At 45.2% G+C, this 21,834-nt stretch carries 19 protein-coding genes and 1 riboswitch; of the genes, 11 read left to right on the forward strand and 8 right to left on the reverse strand.

Annotated elements, in window-relative coordinates; translation table 11 throughout:
* Window positions 1–268 precede the first annotated feature (268 nt).
* The 3 genes from RH85_RS00030 to RH85_RS00040 all read right to left on the reverse strand — a co-directional run bounded on the left by RH85_RS00030 (window position 269) and on the right by RH85_RS00040 (window position 3,128).
* Entirely contained in the window at window positions 269–1,261 is a 993-nt protein-coding gene (locus tag RH85_RS00030) for a GGGtGRT protein (protein WP_006710112.1), read from the reverse strand.
* Window positions 1,262–1,276: 15 nt separating this feature from the next.
* Window positions 1,277–1,969, reverse strand: coding sequence for an iron-sulfur cluster assembly scaffold protein (locus tag RH85_RS00035; protein WP_006710113.1), 693 nt, complete (start codon window positions 1,967–1,969; stop codon window positions 1,277–1,279).
* 196 nt (window positions 1,970–2,165) lie between these two features.
* Window positions 2,166–2,239: riboswitch (Fluoride riboswitch) on the reverse strand.
* Between the two features lie 280 nt (window positions 2,240–2,519).
* On the reverse strand, window positions 2,520–3,128 hold the full coding sequence (locus tag RH85_RS00040) for a peroxiredoxin C (RefSeq protein ID WP_005594153.1): 609 nt from the start codon (window positions 3,126–3,128) through the stop codon (window positions 2,520–2,522).
* Window positions 3,129–3,327: 199 nt separating this feature from the next.
* Here RH85_RS00040 and RH85_RS00045 point away from each other — a divergent pair, with 199 nt between their 5' ends.
* The 3 genes from RH85_RS00045 to aceA all read left to right on the forward strand — a co-directional run bounded on the left by RH85_RS00045 (window position 3,328) and on the right by aceA (window position 7,928).
* On the forward strand, window positions 3,328–4,233 hold the full coding sequence (locus tag RH85_RS00045) for a hydrogen peroxide-inducible genes activator (protein WP_006710114.1): 906 nt from the start codon (window positions 3,328–3,330) through the stop codon (window positions 4,231–4,233).
* 598 nt (window positions 4,234–4,831) lie between these two features.
* Window positions 4,832–6,469, forward strand: coding sequence for a malate synthase A (gene aceB, locus RH85_RS00050; protein ID WP_006710115.1), 1,638 nt, complete (start codon window positions 4,832–4,834; stop codon window positions 6,467–6,469).
* A gap of 148 nt (window positions 6,470–6,617) precedes the next feature.
* Window positions 6,618–7,928 carry an isocitrate lyase gene (gene aceA / locus RH85_RS00055; RefSeq protein WP_006710116.1) on the forward strand — a complete coding sequence of 437 codons (1,311 nt, stop codon included), beginning with the start codon at window positions 6,618–6,620 and terminating at the stop codon, window positions 7,926–7,928.
* A gap of 299 nt (window positions 7,929–8,227) precedes the next feature.
* On the opposite strand, the gene RH85_RS00060 is transcribed toward aceA, so the two are convergent.
* Together RH85_RS00060 and RH85_RS00065 are read right to left on the reverse strand one after the other, a co-directional pair.
* Window positions 8,228–8,671, reverse strand: coding sequence for a CBS domain-containing protein (locus RH85_RS00060; RefSeq protein ID WP_006710118.1), 444 nt, complete (start codon window positions 8,669–8,671; stop codon window positions 8,228–8,230).
* A 296-nt stretch (window positions 8,672–8,967) separates the two neighbouring features.
* Complete coding sequence (locus RH85_RS00065) at window positions 8,968–10,908, reverse strand: methyl-accepting chemotaxis protein (protein ID WP_006710119.1); 1,941 nt, start codon at window positions 10,906–10,908, stop codon at window positions 8,968–8,970.
* Between the two features lie 275 nt (window positions 10,909–11,183).
* On the opposite strand from RH85_RS00065, the gene queA reads away from it, so the two are divergent.
* From queA to RH85_RS00105, 8 genes are all read left to right on the forward strand, one after another.
* Complete coding sequence (gene queA / locus RH85_RS00070; RefSeq protein ID WP_006710120.1) at window positions 11,184–12,236, forward strand: tRNA preQ1(34) S-adenosylmethionine ribosyltransferase-isomerase QueA; 1,053 nt, start codon at window positions 11,184–11,186, stop codon at window positions 12,234–12,236.
* A gap of 274 nt (window positions 12,237–12,510) precedes the next feature.
* On the forward strand, window positions 12,511–13,644 hold the full coding sequence (gene tgt, locus RH85_RS00075; protein WP_039948286.1) for a tRNA guanosine(34) transglycosylase Tgt: 1,134 nt from the start codon (window positions 12,511–12,513) through the stop codon (window positions 13,642–13,644).
* 201 nt (window positions 13,645–13,845) lie between these two features.
* Complete coding sequence (gene yajC, locus RH85_RS00080; protein WP_006710122.1) at window positions 13,846–14,172, forward strand: preprotein translocase subunit YajC; 327 nt, start codon at window positions 13,846–13,848, stop codon at window positions 14,170–14,172.
* Window positions 14,173–14,192: 20 nt separating this feature from the next.
* Window positions 14,193–16,049, forward strand: coding sequence for a protein translocase subunit SecD (secD, locus tag RH85_RS00085; RefSeq protein WP_006710123.1), 1,857 nt, complete (start codon window positions 14,193–14,195; stop codon window positions 16,047–16,049).
* Window positions 16,050–16,063: 14 nt separating this feature from the next.
* Window positions 16,064–17,011, forward strand: coding sequence for a protein translocase subunit SecF (gene secF, locus RH85_RS00090; RefSeq protein WP_006710124.1), 948 nt, complete (start codon window positions 16,064–16,066; stop codon window positions 17,009–17,011).
* A gap of 147 nt (window positions 17,012–17,158) precedes the next feature.
* Window positions 17,159–17,491, forward strand: a complete 333-nt coding sequence (locus RH85_RS00095) for a DUF1904 domain-containing protein (RefSeq protein WP_006710125.1) — start codon at window positions 17,159–17,161, stop codon at window positions 17,489–17,491.
* A gap of 62 nt (window positions 17,492–17,553) precedes the next feature.
* Window positions 17,554–18,429 carry a penicillin-insensitive murein endopeptidase gene (gene mepA, locus RH85_RS00100; RefSeq protein WP_006710126.1) on the forward strand — a complete coding sequence of 292 codons (876 nt, stop codon included), beginning with the start codon at window positions 17,554–17,556 and terminating at the stop codon, window positions 18,427–18,429.
* Between the two features lie 237 nt (window positions 18,430–18,666).
* A complete protein-coding gene (locus RH85_RS00105) occupies window positions 18,667–18,975 on the forward strand; it encodes a hypothetical protein (RefSeq protein WP_006710127.1) in 309 nt (102 codons plus the stop codon).
* A 93-nt stretch (window positions 18,976–19,068) separates the two neighbouring features.
* Here the strand turns inward: RH85_RS00105 and RH85_RS00110 are convergent, their stop codons facing one another.
* From RH85_RS00110 to rdgC, 3 genes are all read right to left on the reverse strand, one after another.
* On the reverse strand, window positions 19,069–19,323 hold the full coding sequence (locus RH85_RS00110; protein WP_006710128.1) for a YfhL family 4Fe-4S dicluster ferredoxin: 255 nt from the start codon (window positions 19,321–19,323) through the stop codon (window positions 19,069–19,071).
* 20 nt (window positions 19,324–19,343) lie between these two features.
* Window positions 19,344–20,744, reverse strand: coding sequence for a prephenate-dependent tRNA uridine(34) hydroxylase TrhP (trhP, locus tag RH85_RS00115; protein ID WP_006710130.1), 1,401 nt, complete (start codon window positions 20,742–20,744; stop codon window positions 19,344–19,346).
* Window positions 20,745–20,898: 154 nt separating this feature from the next.
* Window positions 20,899–21,813, reverse strand: a complete 915-nt coding sequence (rdgC, locus tag RH85_RS00120) for a recombination-associated protein RdgC (protein WP_006710131.1) — start codon at window positions 21,811–21,813, stop codon at window positions 20,899–20,901.
* Window positions 21,814–21,834: the final 21 nt, after the last annotated feature.

A 21,834-nucleotide genomic window follows, 5' to 3' on the forward strand; every position in this document is an offset into this window, starting at 1 on the left:
AGAGAAGAAGAAGAAAGAACGAAAGAACGACGAGAACGACGAAGAGAAGAAGAAGAAGAAGAAGAAGAAGAAGAAGAAGAAGAAGAAGAAGAAGAAGAAGAAGAAGAAGAAGAAGAAGAAGCGTGCAATCGTCGAGAGTTGGGAGAGAACAGAAGATAAATGAAAAGCTAGCCACCAAGATAAAGATAAGCACGAAGATAGAGGAGTGGAGAGTGATACAGTGTAGAGCAGCGAAAGGCTGCTCTACCTTTTAGGGGGTAGTCGTGGACTAAGCGGCTTGCAGTTTTAATTCGCTGACCGCTACAGCAAGAGCGACGGTTGCGCCGACCATTGGATTGTTGCCCATGCCGATAAAGCCCATCATGGCAACGTGTGCTGGCACTGAAGAACTACCGGCAAATTGCGCATCAGCGTGCATGCGGCCCATGGTATCTGTCATACCATAAGAGGCTGGGCCAGCGGCAACGTTATCTGGGTGCAGAGTGCGACCCGTACCACCACCGGATGCGACCGAGAAATAGGCTAATCCCTCACGGTTACGCTCTGTTTTATAGATACCTGCGACAGGATGCTGAAAGCGGGTTGGGTTGGTTGAATTACCGGTAATGCTGACATCCACCTGCTCACGGTGCATGATCGCAACCCCTTCACGTACATCATCAGCGCCGTAGCATAAAATCTCACCGCGTGGACCTTGAGAAAAACGGCGACGTTCAACTTCGTTCAGCTCACCGGTTTGGTAGTCAAACTGAGTACGTACATAGGTAAAACCATTTATGCGTGAAATTAAATATGCGGCATCTTTGCCCAGACCATTAAGAATCACTTTAAGTGGTGATTGACGAGATTTATTGACGTTAAGAGCAATTTTAATCGCACCTTCTGCTGCGGCAAAAGATTCATGGCCTGCTAAAAATGCAAAGCATTGGCTCTGTTCATTGAGTAAGCGCGCGGCCAGTTCACCATGACCTATGCCGACTTGGCGCTGTTCCGCCACACTTCCAGATTTCGTCACTGCTTGCAAGCCTTCACCGATAATGAGCGCCGCCTGTTCAGCCGTTGATGCTTGGCGGTAGATCGCTAGTGCAGTGCCAAGAGCATAGGCTTCGGCTGCGCTTTCAAATGCGATAGGTTGGGTATCTAACACCAAGGCTTTGGCATCTATGCCGTGAGAGAGGCAATATTGCTGCGCTTCTTGCACCGAAGCTAATTGCATTTCGTTAAGTAATTGCGTCATTGCTGGGGTGTATTGAGTATTCATGTGCTTCTCCTCGAATTAAGCTTGGCGTGGGTTAATGGTGGTCACGGCTTCATCAAAACGGCCGTAAGTCCCCGTAGCCGCTAGCGCTGCTTTATCTGCGGCGATGCCTTCATTGATGGCTTTCATCATTTTGCCAAGATTGAGGTATTGGTAGCCAATTACTTCCCGATGGTCATCTAACGCCAATTGGGTCACATAGCCTTCCGCTAATTCCATATAGCGAACGCCTTTTGCTTTGGTTGCATAGCTGGTGCCGACTTGGCTGCGCTGAGTCTGGCCTAAATCTTCTAAAGCGGCACCGATGTCAAGCCCACCTTCGGAGAAGGCGGATTGGCTGCGGCCATAAACAAACTGAAGGAAAATTTCACGCATGGCGACATTGATCGCGTCACAAACTAAATCGGTATTGAGTGCTTCAAGGATGGTTTTACCGGTGAGGATCTCTGCTGCCATCGCGGCAGATTGAGTCATGCCTGAACAGCCGATAGTTTCAATCAGCGCCTCTTCAATAATGCCTTGTTTGACATTGAGAGTGAGCTTAGCTGCTCCTTGTTGCGGGGCACAGGCGCCTACGCCGTGGCTGAGGCCGGAAATAGCAATAACCTCTTTTGGATTGATCATTGCCCCTTCAATAGGGATTGGCGCAGAGGCGTGTAAATCACCACGCTGAATCGGACACATAGATTGGATTTCGTGAGAATATTGCATCGTGTTTTCCCAGTGTATGACATCCGGTCAGTCATCGAAATGTAAGCCAAAAGCTTATATCGAGCAGCCACAGTTGCGAATGTCGTTAAATATTATTGAGAAAACAGGTGGGGTTGGAAGAGAGTTAGCTTGCTCACTACAGAACTCGTTTAGGCACATTTGTGTTGTGTCTAATCCAACAGGCAGACCTGTTTTCGTTTCTGTAGGAGTCATCAGCTTAGTGCGGTTTTGATCGAAAGATCACGGTGGAACCCCATCACCGTGTGGGCATCATAACGCTGATAAAGTGTGATCTACAATTGGTTTTATAGACCAAGTTGCACTAAAAACCCACTGCGCTATAGGTAAATGACTATATAGGATCACACCGTGAAGGTTATGGTGACAATAAAAAAGCCCGATGCGATGCATCGGGCTTTTACTTGAGACTTTACTATTACTGATTGGCGCTGCGCTTTTCGCGCTTATGCTTTATTGGTCCAACCGATTACCCGTTGAGCGGGGGTAATAGTGAGCTAATTACTTAACTCAATTTGCCTTGCTGGCTAAATTACTTAGCTAGGTCAGCTGAGTGCTCAGATAGGAACGCTGCTACACCTTTAGGTGATGCGTCCATACCTGCTTTGCCTTCTTCCCATTGTGCTGGGCAAACTTCACCGTGCTTCTGGTGGAAGTTTAGTGCGTCAACCATACGTAGCATTTCGTCGATGTTACGGCCTAGAGGTAGGTCGTTCACAACTTGGTGACGTACAAGACCGTCTTCGTCGATTAGGAAAGAACCACGGAAAGCAACGCCAGCTTCTGGGTGCTCTACATCGTATGCTTTACAGATTTCGTGTTTAACGTCAGCAACTAGTGGGTACTTAACTTGACCGATACCGCCATCAGCGATAGCAGTGTTACGCCATGCGTTGTGAGAGAACTGAGAATCGATAGAAACACCGATAACTTCAACGCCTTTAGCTTGGAAATCAGCTAGACGGTTATCGAAAGCGATTAGCTCAGATGGGCAAACGAACGTGAAATCTAGTGGGTAGAAGAAAACAACCGCTTTCTTACCTTTAGTGAATTCTGCAAAGTTGAAGTTATCAACGATCTCACCGTTACCTAGAACAGCTGCTGCAGTAAAGTCAGGGGCTTGACGACCTACTAGTACCATTTTTTTGCTCCTAAAAATTTTGGTATGTTCCAAACCAATTGATTGATTTTGATTTGGTCCTTGTTTGTACGGGACAAACTATAGTACAGATTGTACTATTGAAAAAAGCGAATTAAATAGATTAAGTTAATCGAAAAAAGCGATAAAACTTTGATTCATTAACTTGGTCACTAGAAAGGTAACTGTTAGCGATAGAATTATGAATAAATGGCCCAGTCTCAAGCAATTACACTATTTAGTGACTCTTCACGAAACTCGCCACTTTAGTGATGCGGCGGAAAAATGTTTCGTCAGTCAGTCCACACTCAGTAAAGGTATCCAAAATCTTGAAGAGTTGATTGGCTGTCCTCTCTATGAAAAGAAAGACAAAAAAAGCCCGTTGGTTTTTACCCAAGCTGGAGAGTTAGTGGTGCAGCAAGGCCGTGACTTACTGGCTAAAGGTCAAGATTTGATTGAGCTAGGGCGAGTATGCCAAGGTGCTGAAATGGAAGGACAACTGCGTGTTGGTTGTATTCCTACTATTGCGCCTTTCTTACTGTGTAATCTCGTGCAGGAAGTTAACCAGCGTTTTCCTCGCCTCAATATGCTGTTACGTGAAGACACCACAACCAACCTATTGGCCGCATTACGTCACGGTGATTTGGATGTGTTGATTTTGGCATTACCGGTTGATATTGATGGTATGCACAGCCGCATTGTTGGCAGTGATCCTTTTCGTATGATTATCAGTCGCAATCAAGCTGAGACGATAAAAGTGCCAATTCATTACGATGACCTGCCGAATGAATTCGTTTTCTTGCTGGAACGCGAACATTGCTTGACTGAACATGCTGTGTCAGCTTGCCAATTGACGGCTAAAGAGAAGATAAACCCATTTTCTGCTACGAGTTTGCATACCCTTGTGCAGATGGTAGCAAACGGTCTGGGTACGACGTTTATTCCGCAAATGGCGATCGATCATGGTTTGATCGAGAATCAGAATTTGCTGGTGGTTGATCCCCCAGGGCAGCAAGCTCATCGTCATATTGGTCTGGTTTGGCGACCAAGTTCGTCACGTGTGAGTACTTTTAACCAATTAGCAGATGTTGTTTCTGAGCTACTATAGCGGTTGGTATTAGCCGACGTCCGGGCGATTAACTATATTAACGCGCTATTTATAGCGCGTTTTTTAGTATTTAATTCTGTTAGTGTGATTTGACTTGTGAAATTTTACAGAGAATTATTTTTGAAGCTTTCATTAAATAGTGAAATTGCACACTGTTAATTTCACAAAACCCATTCCGTTCACTGTTTAAATCCCTTTCTTTACTCTTATTTAAGCCATTGTTTATAAATAACAAAGTTACCTATTTAATAATTCAAACGTCTGTTTGAATTGATTTTACATCTTCATTTTCACTGTAAATTAATTACGTAACTACATACATCTTGTGGTCTTAATTCAATGAGTTAAAGCTAACCGAATAAAACTTCAAACTTCCTATTTGGGGTTTTGCTGAGCCTAGCTGTCATGTAAGTTAAATAAAGGTTTTGTAAGACCTATGTCTAGATTGTTAACGTGCAAAAAGTATTGAAAAGTAATATCAAACGACACGCTAAAGACATAATGAACATCGGAAGTGATAAATAAAAATGTAGTCTGATAATTACAAATGAAAGTAACGCGTTGTCCGCTTTGCTCTCAAGATTTAAAGGAAGAAATCATGCTTGCTCAAATGCCTGAACAGACAAAATCCGTATTGGAAGCCCAAGAGTTTTTATCTCAACTCGCCACTAACGGAGAGGTTAACTCGCAGCATCAAGCGATTTACCCTCAAGCAGCGCAAACCTTTCTCGCGCTACTGTGCCATCAGTTTGCTGGTCGTATTGATAGCTTGCTTGAAGCCAGAGAGCATCAACAAGCGCGAATCGATAGCGGTGAACTGCCTGATTTTCTGCCAGAGACACAAGACATTCGAGAAGGGAGTTGGAAAATTCTCGGTATTCCGGGTGATTTACAAGATCGTCGGGTTGAAATTACCGGTCCAACGGATCGCAAAATGGTGATTAACGCGTTAAATGCCAATGTAAAAGTGTTTATGGCCGACTTTGAAGATTCTATGTCTCCGGCATGGGGAAAAGTGTTGGATGGTCAAATTAATCTGCGTGATGCCAATTTAGGTTCGATTAGTTATACCAATGAAAACAATGGCAAGCAGTATGATTTACAGCCCGATCCTGCGGTGTTGATTTGTCGCGTTCGTGGCTTACACCTTAAAGAAAAACACGTCACTTTTAATGACAAAATCATTCCCGGCGCGTTGTTTGATTTTGCACTCTATTTTTACAACAACTACCAAACCTTATTGAAAAAAGGCAGTGGTCCTTATTTCTATCTGCCTAAATTGCAATCGCATCATGAGGCGAAATGGTGGAGCGATGTGTTCCATTTTACCGAGGCGTACTTTGGTTTACATACCGGCACGATTAAAGCGACGGTGTTAATTGAAACCTTACCCGCTGTCTTTGAGATGGATGAAATACTCTTTGCACTGAAAGAGCATATCGTTGGCCTCAATTGTGGTCGCTGGGACTATATCTTTAGCTACATTAAGACATTGAAGAATCACCCTGATCGAGTGTTACCCGATCGACAAGTCGTGACAATGGAAAAGCCATTTCTCAACGCTTATTCGCGTCTTTTGGTGCGAACCTGTCACAAACGCGGCGCTTTTGCTATGGGTGGAATGGCTGCCTTCATCCCAGCAAAAGATCCGGGGCAAAACCAGCAAGTGCTCGACAAAATTTATAACGATAAATCGTTAGAAGCAAACAACGGGCACGATGGGACTTGGGTGGCTCACCCTGGCCTAGCGGATACGGCCATGGACGTATTTAGCCAGGTGCTGGGAGAGCGCAACAACCAATTGGATATTAGCCGTGTGGATGATGCCCCCATCACTGCCGAGCAGTTACTGGCTCCCTGTGATGGCGTGAGAAGCGAGCAGGGCATGCGTCACAACATTCGCGTGGCTTTGCAATACATTGAAGCGTGGATCTCGGGCAATGGTTGTGTACCGATCTATGGCTTGATGGAAGACGCTGCCACCGCAGAAATTTCTCGCGCTTCAATATGGCAATGGATTCAACATGGCAAAGATCTTGATAATGGCCAAGTGGTGACTAAAGCACTATTTGAACAATATCTTAGTGAAGAAATCGAGGTGGTAAAACAAGAAGTGGGTGACGCGAGATATCAAGCGGGGCGCTTTACTGAGGCGGCGCAACTGATGGCGAAACTCACCACCAGTGATGAATTAACCAATTTCTTAACCATTCCCGGTTATGACTATCTTGACTAGACATGGGTGATGGAGCAGAGCAAAAAATCAGTAATAGAAACAAATAAGCATTAGAAACAATCTAAAAACGTGAAGGAATACTGGTGGAGCAGGATGTACCACTAGCCAAAGATAATAGCGCACAGCGCACTAAATGAGGGATAGAACAATGACATTGACTCGACGCCAACAAATCGAAGCGCTTGAACAAGATTGGGCAAGTAATCCACGCTGGAAGCAGGTTAAACGTCCTTACTCGGCAGAAGAGGTTGTGAATCTACGTGGCTCAATGGTACCGGAAAATACGATTGCTCAACGTGGGGCAGATAAACTGTGGTCGCTGGTCAACGGAGATGCGAAAAAAGGCTATGTAAACTGTCTTGGGGCGCTTACGGGTGGGCAAGCTGTACAGCAAGCAAAAGCAGGTATTGAAGCGATTTATCTGTCCGGCTGGCAAGTGGCGGCGGACAACAACACTGCATCAACGATGTATCCTGATCAGTCACTCTACCCAGTAGACTCGGTGCCATCGGTAGTGAAGCGAATTAACAACTCTTTCCGTCGTGCAGACCAAATTCAGTGGACTAATGGTAAGAGCCCGGAAGATGAGGGTGGCCTTGATTACTTCTTGCCTATCGTTGCAGATGCAGAAGCGGGCTTTGGCGGTGTGTTGAATGCTTATGAGCTGATGAAATCGATGATTGAAGCTGGCGCTGCTGGCGTGCATTTTGAAGATCAATTAGCGTCAGTGAAGAAATGTGGTCATATGGGCGGTAAAGTCCTAGTGCCGACGCAAGAAGCGGTGCAGAAGTTAGTGGCGGCTCGTTTGGCGGCGGATGTGGCGGGCACAACCACGCTGGTTATTGCGCGTACCGATGCCAATGCGGCGGATCTACTGACGTCCGATTGTGACCCATACGATAAAGATTTTATTGAAGGTGAACGCACCGCGGAAGGTTTCTATCGTGTTCGCGCAGGTATTGACCAAGCGATTTCTCGTGGTCTGGCTTATGCCCCATACGCCGACCTGATTTGGTGTGAAACCGCCAAGCCATGTCTTGAAGAAGCACGCAAATTTGCCGAAGTAATTCATGCCGAATACCCAGATCAATTGTTGGCTTATAACTGTTCGCCATCGTTTAACTGGGAGAAAAACCTCGATTCAGAAACCATCGCCAAGTTTCAGCAAGCGCTGTCTGACATGGGGTACAAATATCAATTTATTACGTTGGCAGGTATCCATAACATGTGGTTCAACATGTTTGAACTGGCACATGCTTATGCTCAAGGTGAAGGCATGCGTCACTATGTGGAGAAAGTTCAGCGACCAGAATTCGAAGCAGCTGACAAAGGGTACACCTTTGTGGCGCACCAGCAAGAAGTGGGTACTGGCTACTTCGATAAGATGACTAACACCATTCAAGGTGGTAACTCATCGGTAACGGCCTTGACCGGATCGACGGAAGAAGATCAGTTTTAAGCCGTATTAGCGTTAAAGCTTTAACCTTGGTCATTACTCCAGATATGCACTTAGGATCATTGAAGCTTTAATCGCTATAGCCTGCCATTTAGCCCTCTGCGAAAGGCTATTTGGTAGGTGAATGTTCCTTACATAGAAACACCCCCTAGTAACAACGTAAGTCGTTAAACAGTAATCGCTATGACTAAATTAGCAACCACTGAAGTAACCACTTAGGCATGAATTTGTTAAACATAGATTTTTGATGTTCTTTGAGCGGCGCGGGTCGCTCTTTTTTTTTCATCTGTTGTTACGCGTAATTATTCCTCGATCTCTTCCGGCTCAGCTTCTTCTTGCAACTCCAGTAAGTTAATTGCAATACCGACAAAATCACTGTCAGTAATAATACCGACTAAATGGCCTTTTTCGACAACCGGTAGGCAGCCTACTTTATGCTTTTGCATATAAATGGCGGTTTCTTTTAACCCCGCTTTCGGTGTGACAGTCATGACGTTGGTACGCATGATTTCATACAACGGTGTGCTCAGAGTGAAGGATTGATTTTCTGGTATTTCTTGTAGGCTAGACTCTTGTGCCGCGAGTAAATCACGTTGCGAAATAATGCCTAGCAAACGACGTTCTGCATCCACAACCGGAACATGGCGAATATCCAATGCTTCCATAATGTGTTTAGCATCTAGTAATTGATGAGAGCGTAATAAGGTGTGTGGGCTACGAGTCATCATGTCTTCGACTTTTATCATAGTGGCCTCCTAATTGATCTACGCCGAGGGTGAGCGTAAAGGTATCTCTTGTTACTGTTACTATAGGAATAAATGGCAAATGTTTTTGGGAGCGGGCACCGTTTTCCTATTAAAATATCCACTTTAATAGTAAGGAAATTTGTACAGTGCTATTACGTTCAATTGGTCGGTGAATAATATGGGCTTAATCTTCCAAGCAACTTATCGATTAGAACGTTATCTTTGGGCAAAAAAACACCCATCATAGGATGGGTGTTTGTTACATCATCGTCTGCAGCAATGCCCAGCCAATGAGTTTACAACTTGAAAAATCCAAGCAGTTCTTTTTGTTGAGCGGCGAGGTGCGAGAGTTCTTCGCTTGCCTTTTGGCTTTCTTGGACACCTAACACATTTTGATTGACGATCTCAAACGCAATGCTGACGTTTTCCGAGATATCTTGGGTGACACAAGATTGCTCTTCAGATGCAGTTGCGACGTGGGTATTCATATCTGAAATTTGCTTCACTGATTGGGCTATCGCGACAAACGAATCACCTAATTGAACACTGATTGCCCGTGAGTCTTCGACCAACGCCATGTTGGTGCTCATGAATTTATTGGCCTGCTCAGCTTGGGTTTGTAGGCGCGAGATGATCTCTTGGATGTCTACTGTTGATTGTTGCGTTTTAGCCGCCAAAGAACGAACTTCATCCGCCACAACCGCAAAGCCTCGCCCTTGCTCACCAGCTCGAGCGGCTTCAATCGCCGCGTTAAGTGCCAGTAGGTTGGTTTGTTCAGAAATTGTATTAATCACTTCCACTACAGTGCCAATTTCAATTGAGTAATCGCGTAGCTGGTTAACAATGCTGGTGGTTTCTTCAATCGAATGTTCCACTTTACGCGATACTTCGTCAGATGAACGCAGGGCGGCTTGGCCACTTTGGACGTTATCTGTTGCCCCTGATGCTGCGTGTTCTGCTGAGGCTGCGTTGTGGCTTACTTCTGATGAAGTACTTGATAGTTCGTTGATCGCCGTGGCGATTTGTTCAACTTGGCTTAGCTCTTGTTGCGCATTGGCTTCGGTTTGGGTCATGACCGCGGCAAGTTCAACCGATGCGGAAGAGACGCTGTCTGATATCGAATGGAAACCATCGATAATACGACGTAGCTCTCTACGCATTTCGATAATATTGGCGTAAATGCCGCTCTCATTACCTGTAGTCGTGATGTGGCTAGAGAGATCGCCTTGAGATACATCTTGTACCAATTGTTGAATTTCAGTGGGTTCGCCACCGACCACGCGGTTAATATTACGGTAGATAAAGTAGGCGACTGTAAGCGCGATTAAGGTTGAAAGCGCGGCTAACCAAAGAGTAATGGTTTCGGCGCTGGCAAGTGATGCAACCATATTTGGGCCAACGCTATCTTGTTCTTTCTTGGTTGCCAGTTTGATGTTTTCTACTGAGTGCGCTGATTGAGCGCCAAGCGTGTTGAGTTGCTTCTCTACGATTTGGTTGCGTTGATTAATGGTCGTCACTATTTTGGCAAAGGCGCCGGTATAGTCGTTGAAGGCTTGTTGGTACTGTTTGAATTGCGTTTGCTGTTGCGAAGAGTGTAAGTAGCGTTGAACTGCGTGTTGACGATTTTCAATCGTGGCAAACTGTTGGTTGGCAAAGTCGGCATCTTGTGCGCTGTTATTGATCAGGAATTTTGCTGCGTATAGGCGAGCCATCAAAACGCTCTCTTGCAGTTCGCTCGCATAGCGGGCGAGGTCATTTTCACCGTTTTGATGAGCAGTTTCGATCATCTGCTTCAACTCATTGCGCATTGCGAGGCCGCTGGGATCGAGCGTGTTGTTGACTAAGCTGTTGCGCTGTTGGATGAGTGTCACGACACGGTTAAATTGATCTTGATACTGCTGCACTTGAGACTGAATCGCGTTGAATTCGCTGATGTGAGCATTTTGCAATTTTAGGCGTGTGGTTTGATCGATTAAGCTGAGCGTTGATTGCACGCGTTGCTGAAATTGTTTCAAGCTGTTGCTGTCTTGATCTTTGATGTATGTGTCTACGGCAAGGCGGGCTTCAAGTAAATTGGCTTGGATTCGACCACTGTTGACGCTGGCCAATGCGAGATTACGGTAAGTGCCAAATCCTTCGCTCGTATCACTAAAGCGATAAAGTGAGAGAGATGAGGTAATGAGAAGCAAAAGGATAATGCTTCCAAATCCGTATGTGAGTTGCTGCTTTAAGGTCATTTTTACCACCAATTTAAATCTTTGACTGCAAGTATTAAATGTTGTTCTCATTGCTACTTTTATGATTTGAGAAACATTTTGTTACATTCGTCGCTAAAGCGCCATCTATTCGATAAATTAATCACTTAGACATTGGCGTTACGTGTCCACAAATCTTTACTGAACGGGTGGGATTGCAACATCTCTCCTTGCTATTAAACCTTCTCCGCATATACTAGTCGGCTGCGAAAAAACCTTCGCAACATCTCCTTGTTCAACCGATTAAGACAAAGCACATGCAAGTATCTGATTTCCATTTTGACCTTCCTGATGAACTGATTGCCCGCTACCCTCAACCGGAGCGTACTTCTAGCCGTTTGCTGCAAATGAATGGCAATAGTGGCGAGCTCGTCGATGGTATCTTTACCGATGTGCTAGGCCATATTGAAGCCGGTGACTTAGTCGTATTCAACAATACTCGAGTGATCCCAGCACGTATGTTTGGCCGCAAAGCATCAGGCGGTAAACTGGAAGTGTTAGTGGAGCGCATGCTGGATACCAAAAGCATCCTTGCCCATGTTCGCTGTTCCAAATCACCAAAACCGGGCACGGTGATTTTATTAGGTGAAAACGATGAGTTTTCAGCGGAAATGGTCGCGCGTCATGACGCCTTATTTGAGCTGAAATTTAATTCAGACCAAACGGTGTTAGAAATCCTTGAGCAAATCGGTCATATGCCTTTGCCGCCTTATATCGATCGTCCTGACGAAGATGCGGATAAAGAGCGCTATCAAACGGTGTATAACCAAAAGCCGGGTGCCGTAGCTGCCCCGACTGCGGGTTTGCACTTTGATGAAGTATTGCTAGAAAAAATCAAAGCCAAAGGCGCTGAACTTGCTTACGTCACTCTGCATGTGGGCGCGGGCACATTCCAGCCAGTGAAAGTGGACAACATCCACGATCACCATATGCACGCAGAATACGTCGAAGTAACTCAAGAAGTGGTGGATGCAATCAATGCAACCAAAGCACGTGGTGGTCGAGTGATTGCCGTGGGTACCACATCAGTACGTTCACTAGAAAGTGCTGCGCAAGATGCGCTGAAAAACGGTACCGATTTGGTACCATTCTTTGGTGATACAGAAATTTTCATCTTCCCTGGTTATGAATATCAGTTAGTGGATTGTTTGATCACCAACTTCCACTTACCAGAGTCGACTTTGATTATGTTGGTGAGCGCATTTGCCGGTTATGAAAATACCATGAATGCCTATCAGCATGCGGTAGACAATCATTATCGCTTCTTTAGCTATGGTGATTCGATGTTTATCGAGAAGAAAACGGTATAAATTACGTTGAGAGATTCCTGAACTCTCGTGCCTCAATTCAGGAATGACAAATTTTTGTTTCAAAAGCTAACAATGTCATTCCTTAGAGTGTGGGACGAATGAGTAAGGAATCTCTTATTTTCAGCGATGGGCTGGAAACAATTTACGAGTGCTAGCAGTACGCTAGGAAGCAGACCAGAAGGCTGGATTGCATCTCGCATGGAAGGCGACCGCTCCCTTAATGGGGATTACCCCGAACATCTTGTCAGACTGTTTCTCTGACATTGGAGGCTTCGTGAAGTTAAAATTTGATCTTAAGAAAAAAGATGGCGTAGCACGTCGTGGTCAGTTGACCTTTGAACGTGGTACGGTACAAACCCCAGCATTTATGCCAGTCGGTACTTACGGTACTGTTAAAGGTATGACGCCGGAAGAAGTAAAAGAGACCGGCGCAGAAATTCTGCTAGGCAACACTTTCCACCTATGGCTACGCCCTGGTCAAGAAGTGATGAAAATGCACGGTGACTTGCACGATTTTATGAACTGGCAAGGTCCTATCTTGACCGATTCAGGCGGTTTCCAAGTATTCAGCCTAGGCAAGATGCGTAAAATCACTGAAGAGGGTGTGCACTTCCGCAGCCCGGTAAACGGTGACAAGATTTTCATGGACGCAGAAAAGTCGATGGAAATCCAAAAAGATTTAGGTTCAGACATCGTGATGATCTTTGACGAGTGTACGCCATACCCAGCGACACACGATGAAGCGAAAAAATCGATGGAAATGTCGCTACGTTGGGCACAACGTTCACGTGACCATTTCGACAAGCTCGAAAACCCGAACAGCCTATTTGGTATTGTTCAAGGTGGCGTGTACGAAGATCTGCGTGATGTGTCGGTAAAAGGTCTAACTGAAATTGGTTACGACGGCTATGCGGTTGGTGGTCTAGCAGTAGGCGAACCAAAAGAAGACATGCACCGTATTCTTGAACACACCTGCCCACAACTTCCTGAAGACAAACCTCGTTACTTAATGGGTGTTGGCAAACCGGAAGATTTAGTAGAAGGTGTACGCCGTGGTATCGATATGTTCGACTGTGTAATGCCAACGCGTAACGCACGAAATGGTCACCTATTTGTGACTGGTGGTGTGATCAAGATCCGTAATGCGACACATAAAACAGATACAACACCATTAGATCCACAGTGTGACTGTTACACTTGTAAGAACTACTCAAAGGTGTACTTACACCACCTAGATCGTTGTAATGAAATTCTGGGTGCACGTTTGAATACGATCCATAACTTACGTTACTACCAACGTCTGATGGAAAGCATTCGTACCGCGATTGACGAAGATCGCTTCGACCAGTTTGTTGAAGAGTTTTATGCTCGTCGCAATCGTGAAGTACCGCCGATTGGCAAACAGTAATCAATTCAAGCCTTAGGATATAATCCTGAGGCTTTTATTAATGGCGACATCTCCGGACTCAAACGGCGTGTCAGCCTAACAAATGAGCAAAAGCTCACTATTTTTGAGAGTACGATCTCTATTACAGAGTCACACGCTTGAATATATAAGGCCTTAGCCCAATTTGTTGGATAATCAAAAAAAATAATAGAGGATATTTTCATGTTTATTTCTCAAGCTCATGCAGCTACTGAAGGCGCACCTGGTGGCGGTTTTGAAATGATTATCATGCTTGCGATGTTCGCGGTGATCTTTTACTTCATGATCTACCGTCCACAATCTAAGCGTGTTAAAGAGCACAAGAACCTTATGTCTTCAATGGGCAAAGGTGATGAAGTTCTAACTAGCGGTGGCCTAGTGGGTAAAATCACTAAAATCTCTGAAGACAACGATTTCATCACAATCGAGCTTAACGCGAATAACGAAGTTGTTATCAAGAAAGACTTCGTTTCAGCAGTGCTACCAAAAGGTACACTGAAATCTCTATAGACAGCTAAAGGATCCTCGCTGTGCTAAACCGTTATCCGTTATGGAAGTACCTGTTGGTGATGTGTACTATCGCTATCGCGGCATTGTATGCGCTTCCTAATATCTACGGTGAAGATCCGGCAATTCAAGTTACAGGGGCGCGCGGCGCCTCTGTAGATATGGCAACGCTGGATTCTGTCACTCAAGCTCTCGATAAGCAGAGCCTCTCCTTTAAATCCATTGCTCTAGAGAATGGATCGATTCTTGTTCGCTTCAATGACACCGATACTCAAATTAGTGCGCGTGATGTGATCAGTGAAGGCCTCGATAAAGATAAAATTGTTGCACTAAACCTTGCACCAGCGACCCCGAGTTGGTTAGAAGCTATTGGCGCTTCTCCAATGAAATTAGGTCTCGATTTGCGTGGTGGTGTTCACTTCTTAATGGAAGTGGATATGGATGCCGCAATGGAAAAACTAGTCGGACAACAGGAAGATGGCTTCCGCAGTGAACTGCGTGAAGAGAAAATCCGTTACCGTGCTATTCGTACCTCGGGCAAAGATGCAGTAGAAGTATTGCTGCGCAATGAAGAGCAGCTTGCCGATGCAAAACGCATCCTAGAGAAAAACCACCCAGACATGGTATTTACTGAGTCTGAAGGCAATGGTCGTTACGCTTTAATTGCTACTTTTACTGAGCAACGTTTACAAGAGATCCGTAACTACGCCGTTGAACAAAACATCACTATTCTACGTAACCGTGTTAACGAACTTGGCGTAGCGGAACCTTTGGTTCAGCGTCAAGGTGCTAGCCGTATCGTAGTTGAACTTCCTGGTGTTCAAGATACCGCGCGCGCAAAAGAAATTTTGGGTGCAACGGCAACACTTGAGTTCCGTGAAGTGGATTCGAAAGCTGATCTTGCAGCTGCGGCCAGTGGTCGTGCGCCTGCGGGTAGTGAAATTAAATTCGATCCTGATGGCCGTCCTGTTGTTTTGAAAAAACGTATTATCCTTGGTGGAGCAAGCATTACCGATGCCAGCTCTAGCGTTGATGAATACGGTCGCCCGCAAGTTAACATCACACTAGACAGTGAAGGTGGTAACAAAATGGCGGCGTTCTCTAAAAAGAACATTGGTCAACTTATGGCGACAGTATTCACTGAATACAAAGACAGTGGCCGTAAGACTGCGGAAGGCAAAGTTATTTTGTCTAAGCATGAAGAAGTGATCAACCAAGCAACGATTCAATCGGCGCTGGGTCGTAACTTCCGCATTACAGGTATTGATTCAGCTGCTGAAGCTCAAAACTTGGCGCTATTGCTGCGTGCTGGTGCTCTGATTGCGCCAATTTCAATTGTTGAAGAGCGCACCATCGGTCCATCTATGGGTCAACAGAATATCGATATGGGTATCCAAGCGTGTATTTGGGGTATGGTGGCAGTAATGCTGTTTACTTTGCTCTACTACCGTAAGTTTGGTCTTATCGCCAACATGGCGTTGATGGCTAACTTGGTACTTATCATTGGTATCATGTCGATGATCCCAGGTGCGACGATGACCTTACCAGGTATCGCCGGTATCGTCCTAACAGTCGGTATGGCGGTTGATGCCAACGTGCTGATCTTTGAGCGTATCCGTGAAGAGCTGCGTGATGGTCGTTCACCACAACAAGCTATTCACCAAGGCTACGCCAACGCATTCAGTACCATTGCCGATGCGAACATCACCACCTTGATGACAGCGATTATTTTGTTTGCGGTCGGTACGGGCGCAGTGAAAGGTTTCGCGGTTACGTTATCTATCGGTATCTTGACGTCAATGTTCACCGCCATCATAGGCACACGTTGTGTGGTTAACCTATTGTACGGTGGTAAGCGCGTCGATAAATTGTCGATCTAAGGCTAGGAATTACTATGTTTCAAATTCTAAAAGCAGAAAGTACGATCGACTTTTTACGTTGGTCAAAGTTTGCCGTTGTGTTCTCGCTTTTGATGATTGGTGCATCAATCTTCACGCTATCAACTAAGTCGTTGAACTGGGGCCTTGATTTTACCGGCGGTACGTTAATTGAAGTGGGCTTTGAACAACCGGCTCACCTTGAAAGTATTCGTACTGCGCTGGAAAACGAAGGTTTTGGTGATGCAATCGTACAGAACTTTGGTAGTGCTCGTGAAGTGATGGTGCGTCTAAGCCCACGTGAGAATATCTCAGGTGAAACGCTAGGCAACCAGATCATTGCAGCAATCAAAGAAGGTACTGGTGAAGCGGTTGAGATGCGTCGTATCGAGTTCGTTGGTCCTAATGTGGGTGACGAGCTAACAGAAGCGGGTGGCTTGGCTATTTTAGTCTCGCTATTGTGTATTCTAGCTTACGTATCGATGCGTTTTGAATGGCGTCTTGCAGCAGGTGCAGTATTAGCACTTGCGCACGATATCATCATTACTTTGGGTATCTTCTCTTTCTTGCAGATTGAGGTGGACTTGACCATCGTGGCGGCATTGCTAACGGTTGTTGGTTACTCGCTCAACGATACCATTGTTGTATTTGACCGGATTCGTGAAAACTTCCGTCGCATGCGCAAAGGTGGTCCAGCTGAGATTATCAACAGTTCGATTACTCAAACATTGAGCCGTACCTTAATTACTTCCGGTACGACTTTGTTTGTAGTTATTGCTTTGTTTACGCAAGGTGGCGCAATGATCCATGGCTTTGCCACTGCATTGCTACTTGGTATCACTGTTGGTACTTACTCATCAATCTATGTGGCTTCGGCATTAGCATGGAAACTGGGTATTACTAAAGAACACCTTATGCCTCCACAGGTTGAAAAAGAAGGCGCTGAGTTCGACGAAATGCCGTAACTCAAGGTTAAATTTTCCTGATGGAATGAAAAAAGCCGCTGATTTCAGCGGCTTTTTTATTGCTCTGCGAGTCTCGTTTTAGTTTGTATGTGCCCTTTGTACAACAAACTAGTATCATAAATAAAAACCATAACTAGGAAGCAAAACATGCCTCATTTACGTTTTCGTGCTGTTGAACCTCAAACCGTACAGACTTTATCAAAATCTCTGATTGATGAACTTCAACCACACATGAATTGTCCGCGTGAAGACTTCACCTTTGAGTACATTTACACTACTTTTTATCATGAAGGTGAGGTTAGTCCTGCTTACCCATTTGTTGAAGTGCTGTGGTTTGATCGTGGCCAAGAAACCCAAGATGCGGTAGCAAAAATCGTGACTGATCAAGTACGTGGAATAGCGGGTGAAGACATTAATGTCGCGGTTATTTTCACTGCATTGAATGCAAGCGGTTACTACGATAATGGCCAGCACTACTAACAATATGATGAAATAACGCGACTCAAAGCAATGAATCGCGTCAGCACAAAAGGAAGGATTCGATGAAAGCGATTAGGCTAGGATTGGTTGCAAGTATACTGTCGCTTTCGCTATTTTCTCCACTGCAAGCTTCACCATGGGAATCGCTTGCTCTTCCTAATCGTCTCTCACCTGAGTCGATTGGCAGCTACGCGAATGGCTGCTTATTTGGCGCTCAGGCTTTACCTCTTAATGGCCAAGGCTACCAAGTGCTACGTAGCCAAAATAAGCGCTACTATGCCCATCCAGACACCATCAATTTTGTTACTCAACTTGGTCAGCAAGCTCGTAATGATCTGCGCACTCATCTGTTGATTGGTGACATGTCACTGCCGCAAGGTGGTCGTTTTTCTTCGGGCCATTCTAGTCATCAGACAGGACTAGACATTGATATTTGGTTCCGGCTAGCAGACACCAAATTGTCACTCAATGCACTTAAGTTGCCTAAGCCGCATAGTTTGGTTGATATGCCGGCGTATAAGTTGATTGATAAAAATTGGGATAATCGCCATTTTCGTTTAGTCAAAATGGCGGCGCAAGATGAGCAAGTCGCGCGCATTTTTGTTCATCCCGTGATCAAAGAAAAGCTTTGCAGTACCGAAGGGGGAGACCGCGATTGGCTGCGTAAAGTTCGCCCATGGTGGGGGCACAATTATCACATGCATGTTCGACTAAAATGCCCAAGTGGCGATACTCATTGTGTTAATCAAGCTCCGCCGCCCGCGGGGGATGGCTGTGGTAAAGAAGTGGCTAGTTGGCAGCCGAAACATAATGTAAAGAGCCTACGTCCAGAGACGAAACCGGCAGCGCAACCGAAGCCGAAAGTGGTTAAAACAAAACCCAAAACAAAAAAAATCATGCCGCAACAATGTCAGCAAATCGTACGCAACCTCAAATGATGTGTGGGTTGAACGGTAGTATTTAATTCTGTTATTAATAGTTTTGACATTTATATAGTGGAGAAACTGGCTATCCTCGCCTAGATTTAAATGGACTGTTCTTTTGATATGTATCTTGATGCGCTTGCTGTAGGTTCCGGCAGTAAGAATAATTATGAAAAGTTGGTTTTAAATACACTTAAATTATAAATAGGATGCTCGGCTTACTTCCTATTGAAACAAAGCAAGGACACTCCCATGACTATGGTATGTGCAAAAGATTTTGCCGAGTGGCTAAAGCTGAGATTTGGCAGTGCTACACAGTCAGTAACCATTTCACGTGAAGAAGTGAATCACCTTACTGGCAGGCAGAGATTGGACCCTAATTTCGTGCATGATGTGCACTATGAGCTGATGCCACATGGATTAGCATTTGTTACCGATACGCTGCGAGAAACCTTTTTCCTTATCCCTATTGGCAAATCGGTAAATTGGCGTGACCAACTTGATTTTAATTATGAGAAAGAGCTGTATTGCAATATCTTCCCCATTATCAAGTCCGGTTAGGGACCGCGGTATGGTTCAAGGCATATGAAAAAGGCTCATCAATGATGAGCCTTTTTACTTGGATGAGATTGGTGCGACAAAGTAACGTGTTACTTACGCCATACCTTGAATGATAACGAACTTTTCAAGCAGCTCTTCATCACTCTCAATGTGGTTTGGATCGGTGATAATACATTTTGTAATGGGACATACGGACTGGCAGGTCGGTTTGTCGTAATGACCTTTACACTCAGTACATAGGTTCGGGTCAATCTCAAAGATTGAGTCACCCATGCTGATTGCGCCATTTGGGCATTCAGGGTCACACATATCACAGTTAATGCATTTATCGGTAATTAGCAGCGCCATTCATTTCTACCAAGTAGTGGTTACTTACCCGTTGGGTTACGAGTATCTTGACCATCGTTTAGGTTACGCATTAGTAGGCCGTATTCTAGATCCATGTCTTGTGGAACAGGGATAAAGACAAAGTGGCCATTACCTTTCGCATCATCAATGACTTCTGATTTACGGTTTTCCATCGCTTCAAGGGTGAAGTTAACGTTACCTTTTGGCGTCATTAGCTCTAAGCTATCGCCAACGATGAATTTGTTCTTCACTTCAACTTCAGCTAGATCGCCGCGACGTTTACCAGTGAATTCACCAACAAATTGTTGCGCGTCTGATACTGAGTAACCGTAGTCGTAGTTCTGGTAGCTATCGTGAGTATGACGACGTAGGAAGCCTTCGGTATAACCACGGTGCGCTAGGCTTTCTAGCGTTCCCATTAGGCTTTCATCGAATGGTTTGCCTGCCACTGCATCATCAATCGCTTTACGGTAAACCTGAGCAGTACGAGCACAGTAGTAGAACGATTTGGTACGACCTTCGATTTTCAGTGAGTGCACACCCATTTGCGTCAAACGCTCAACGTGTTGGATAGCACGTAGATCTTTTGAGTTCATGATGTAAGTGCCGTGCTCATCTTCGAACGCCGCCATTTTTTCTTCTGGACGGTGGCTTTCTGAAAGCAGAACCACGTCATCGATAGGCTTACCGCGACCGATGGTTGTCTCAGGACGCTCGTCAGCAACTTCGATTGCTTGCGCTGCTGCTGGATCGAATTTTTCTACGATTTGGCCAGAGTCGTTCTCTTTGCCTTCTTCTACTTTGTATTCCCAACGACATGCGTTAGTACAAGTGCCTTGGTTAGGGTCACGTTTGTTGATGTAACCAGACAGTAGACAGCGACCAGAGTACGCCATGCAAAGCGCACCGTGAACGAACACTTCAAGTTCAGTCTCAGGACAGTGTTCACGGATTTCTTCAATTTCTTCTAGAGAAAGCTCGCGAGAAACGATGACACGTTCAACGCCGTAGGCTGCCCAGAATTTTACTGTAGCCCAGTTTACCGCGTTCGCTTGAACTGACAGGTGAATAGCCATATCTGGGAATGCTTCACGCACCATCATGATCAGACCAGGGTCAGACATGATTAATGCATCAGGGCCCATTTCAACCACAGGTTTAAGATCGCGAATGAAGGTTTTTAGTTTCGAGTTGTGCGGTTGGATGTTGCACACCACGTAAAGCTTTTTGCCAAGGGCATGCGCTTCGTTGATACCGATTTGTAGGTTCTCGTGGTTAAACTCGTTGTTACGTACGCGAAGGCTGTAACGTGGTTGACCTGCGTAAACTGCATCAGCGCCGTAGGCGAATGCATAACGCATGTTCTTTAGGCTGCCCGCTGGTGACAGTAGTTCTGGTACAAATGCTTTCTTAGTCGTCATTGCTCAATTCTCTTATATCTGATCTCAAGTCAGGCCAATTCCACCTGATGGAATAGGGGCGCAAATTTTACGCCAAAATGTGATGAGTGACTAGGAAAAACTGGGATTTGGCCGGGAATAAAAAAGCCCTCCGAAGAGGGCTAGTCGCGATTTTTTAAGCGTTTGGATGAGGCAGGCCGCCCAACGCATCGTATAAATTCGGCAAAAATGCGCTTAGTTCACCACACATTAGAGAGAAGTCAGCATCAAAGCGTGCTGCTTGATCTTCGCGTGGGATATCTTCGTTTTGATCTTTCAACTCATCAGAGAATTTTAGACGTTTAATGCTGCCATCTTCCGCCAAGAGGAACTCAATACGATCTTGCCAGTTCACCGCAAGCTTGGTCACCATCTTGTCTGCTTCAATGTGACTGCGAATTTCGTCGGCAGTTAATTCTTGCTTCTTACAACGGATTACGCCGCCTTCTTCTAGAACTGATTTTAATTCCGCTTCATCAAGCATAGAGAAGCCCGCAGGCGTGTTGCCGGTCTTAACCCACTCAGTCAACGTAGTCTCAACAGAGTTTTCAGGGATAGCTGGAACAACCGGTAGACTGCCCATGGTTTTACGCAATAACGCTAAGACATCTTCTGCTTTTTTGTAGCTGCTCGCGTCAACAAGGATGAAGCCTTGCTTTGGCAGAATGAGAACGAAGGTATAGTTGCTGCGGCTGAAAGCTCGCGGCAATAGATCCATAATGATGTCGTCTTTTAGGTTGTCCTTTTCTTTCTTTTTCAAAGGACGGCCTTCTTGTGCTTCAAGCGTGTCTACTTTGGCATTCAATGAGTCTTTGATCACTGATGCTGGTAGCATTTTTTCTTCTTTTTTCGCACAAATCAGAATGCGGTCTTCTGACACGTGAGTCATCATGTCACCATGGCGACCCATCGCTGAAACCCAGCCAAATTTTTGCTTATCCTGACTACCACATGGGGTAAAACGGAACTCGGCCAGTTGTTGTTCTAGTTGATCTGCTTTGAAGTCGATTTCACGGTTTACACGATAAACCAGACAGTTTTTAAACCACATATTGTTTCTCTACTTTGACGA

Source organism: Vibrio ichthyoenteri ATCC 700023 (assembly GCF_000222605.1).
GTDB lineage: Bacteria > Pseudomonadota > Gammaproteobacteria > Enterobacterales > Vibrionaceae > Vibrio > Vibrio ichthyoenteri.

Bases quoted from the DNA above. Each gene is read 5' to 3' on its own strand.
- RH85_RS00030 (WP_006710112.1), bottom strand. From the start codon at position 1,261: ATGAATACTCAATACACCCCAGCAATGACGCAATTACTTAACGAAATG.
- RH85_RS00035 (WP_006710113.1), bottom strand. From the start codon at position 1,969: ATGCAATATTCTCACGAAATCCAATCTATGTGTCCGATTCAGCGTGGT.
- RH85_RS00040 (WP_005594153.1), bottom strand. From the start codon at position 3,128: ATGGTACTAGTAGGTCGTCAAGCCCCTGACTTTACTGCAGCAGCTGTT.
- RH85_RS00045 (WP_006710114.1), top strand. From the start codon at position 3,328: ATGAATAAATGGCCCAGTCTCAAGCAATTACACTATTTAGTGACTCTT.
- aceB (WP_006710115.1), top strand. From the start codon at position 4,832: ATGCTTGCTCAAATGCCTGAACAGACAAAATCCGTATTGGAAGCCCAA.
- aceA (WP_006710116.1), top strand. From the start codon at position 6,618: ATGACATTGACTCGACGCCAACAAATCGAAGCGCTTGAACAAGATTGG.
- RH85_RS00060 (WP_006710118.1), bottom strand. From the start codon at position 8,671: ATGATAAAAGTCGAAGACATGATGACTCGTAGCCCACACACCTTATTA.
- RH85_RS00065 (WP_006710119.1), bottom strand. From the start codon at position 10,908: ATGACCTTAAAGCAGCAACTCACATACGGATTTGGAAGCATTATCCTT.
- queA (WP_006710120.1), top strand. From the start codon at position 11,184: ATGCAAGTATCTGATTTCCATTTTGACCTTCCTGATGAACTGATTGCC.
- yajC (WP_006710122.1), top strand. From the start codon at position 13,846: ATGTTTATTTCTCAAGCTCATGCAGCTACTGAAGGCGCACCTGGTGGC.
- secF (WP_006710124.1), top strand. From the start codon at position 16,064: ATGTTTCAAATTCTAAAAGCAGAAAGTACGATCGACTTTTTACGTTGG.
- RH85_RS00095 (WP_006710125.1), top strand. From the start codon at position 17,159: ATGCCTCATTTACGTTTTCGTGCTGTTGAACCTCAAACCGTACAGACT.
- mepA (WP_006710126.1), top strand. From the start codon at position 17,554: ATGAAAGCGATTAGGCTAGGATTGGTTGCAAGTATACTGTCGCTTTCG.
- RH85_RS00105 (WP_006710127.1), top strand. From the start codon at position 18,667: ATGACTATGGTATGTGCAAAAGATTTTGCCGAGTGGCTAAAGCTGAGA.
- RH85_RS00110 (WP_006710128.1), bottom strand. From the start codon at position 19,323: ATGGCGCTGCTAATTACCGATAAATGCATTAACTGTGATATGTGTGAC.
- trhP (WP_006710130.1), bottom strand. From the start codon at position 20,744: ATGACGACTAAGAAAGCATTTGTACCAGAACTACTGTCACCAGCGGGC.
- rdgC (WP_006710131.1), bottom strand. From the start codon at position 21,813: ATGTGGTTTAAAAACTGTCTGGTTTATCGTGTAAACCGTGAAATCGAC.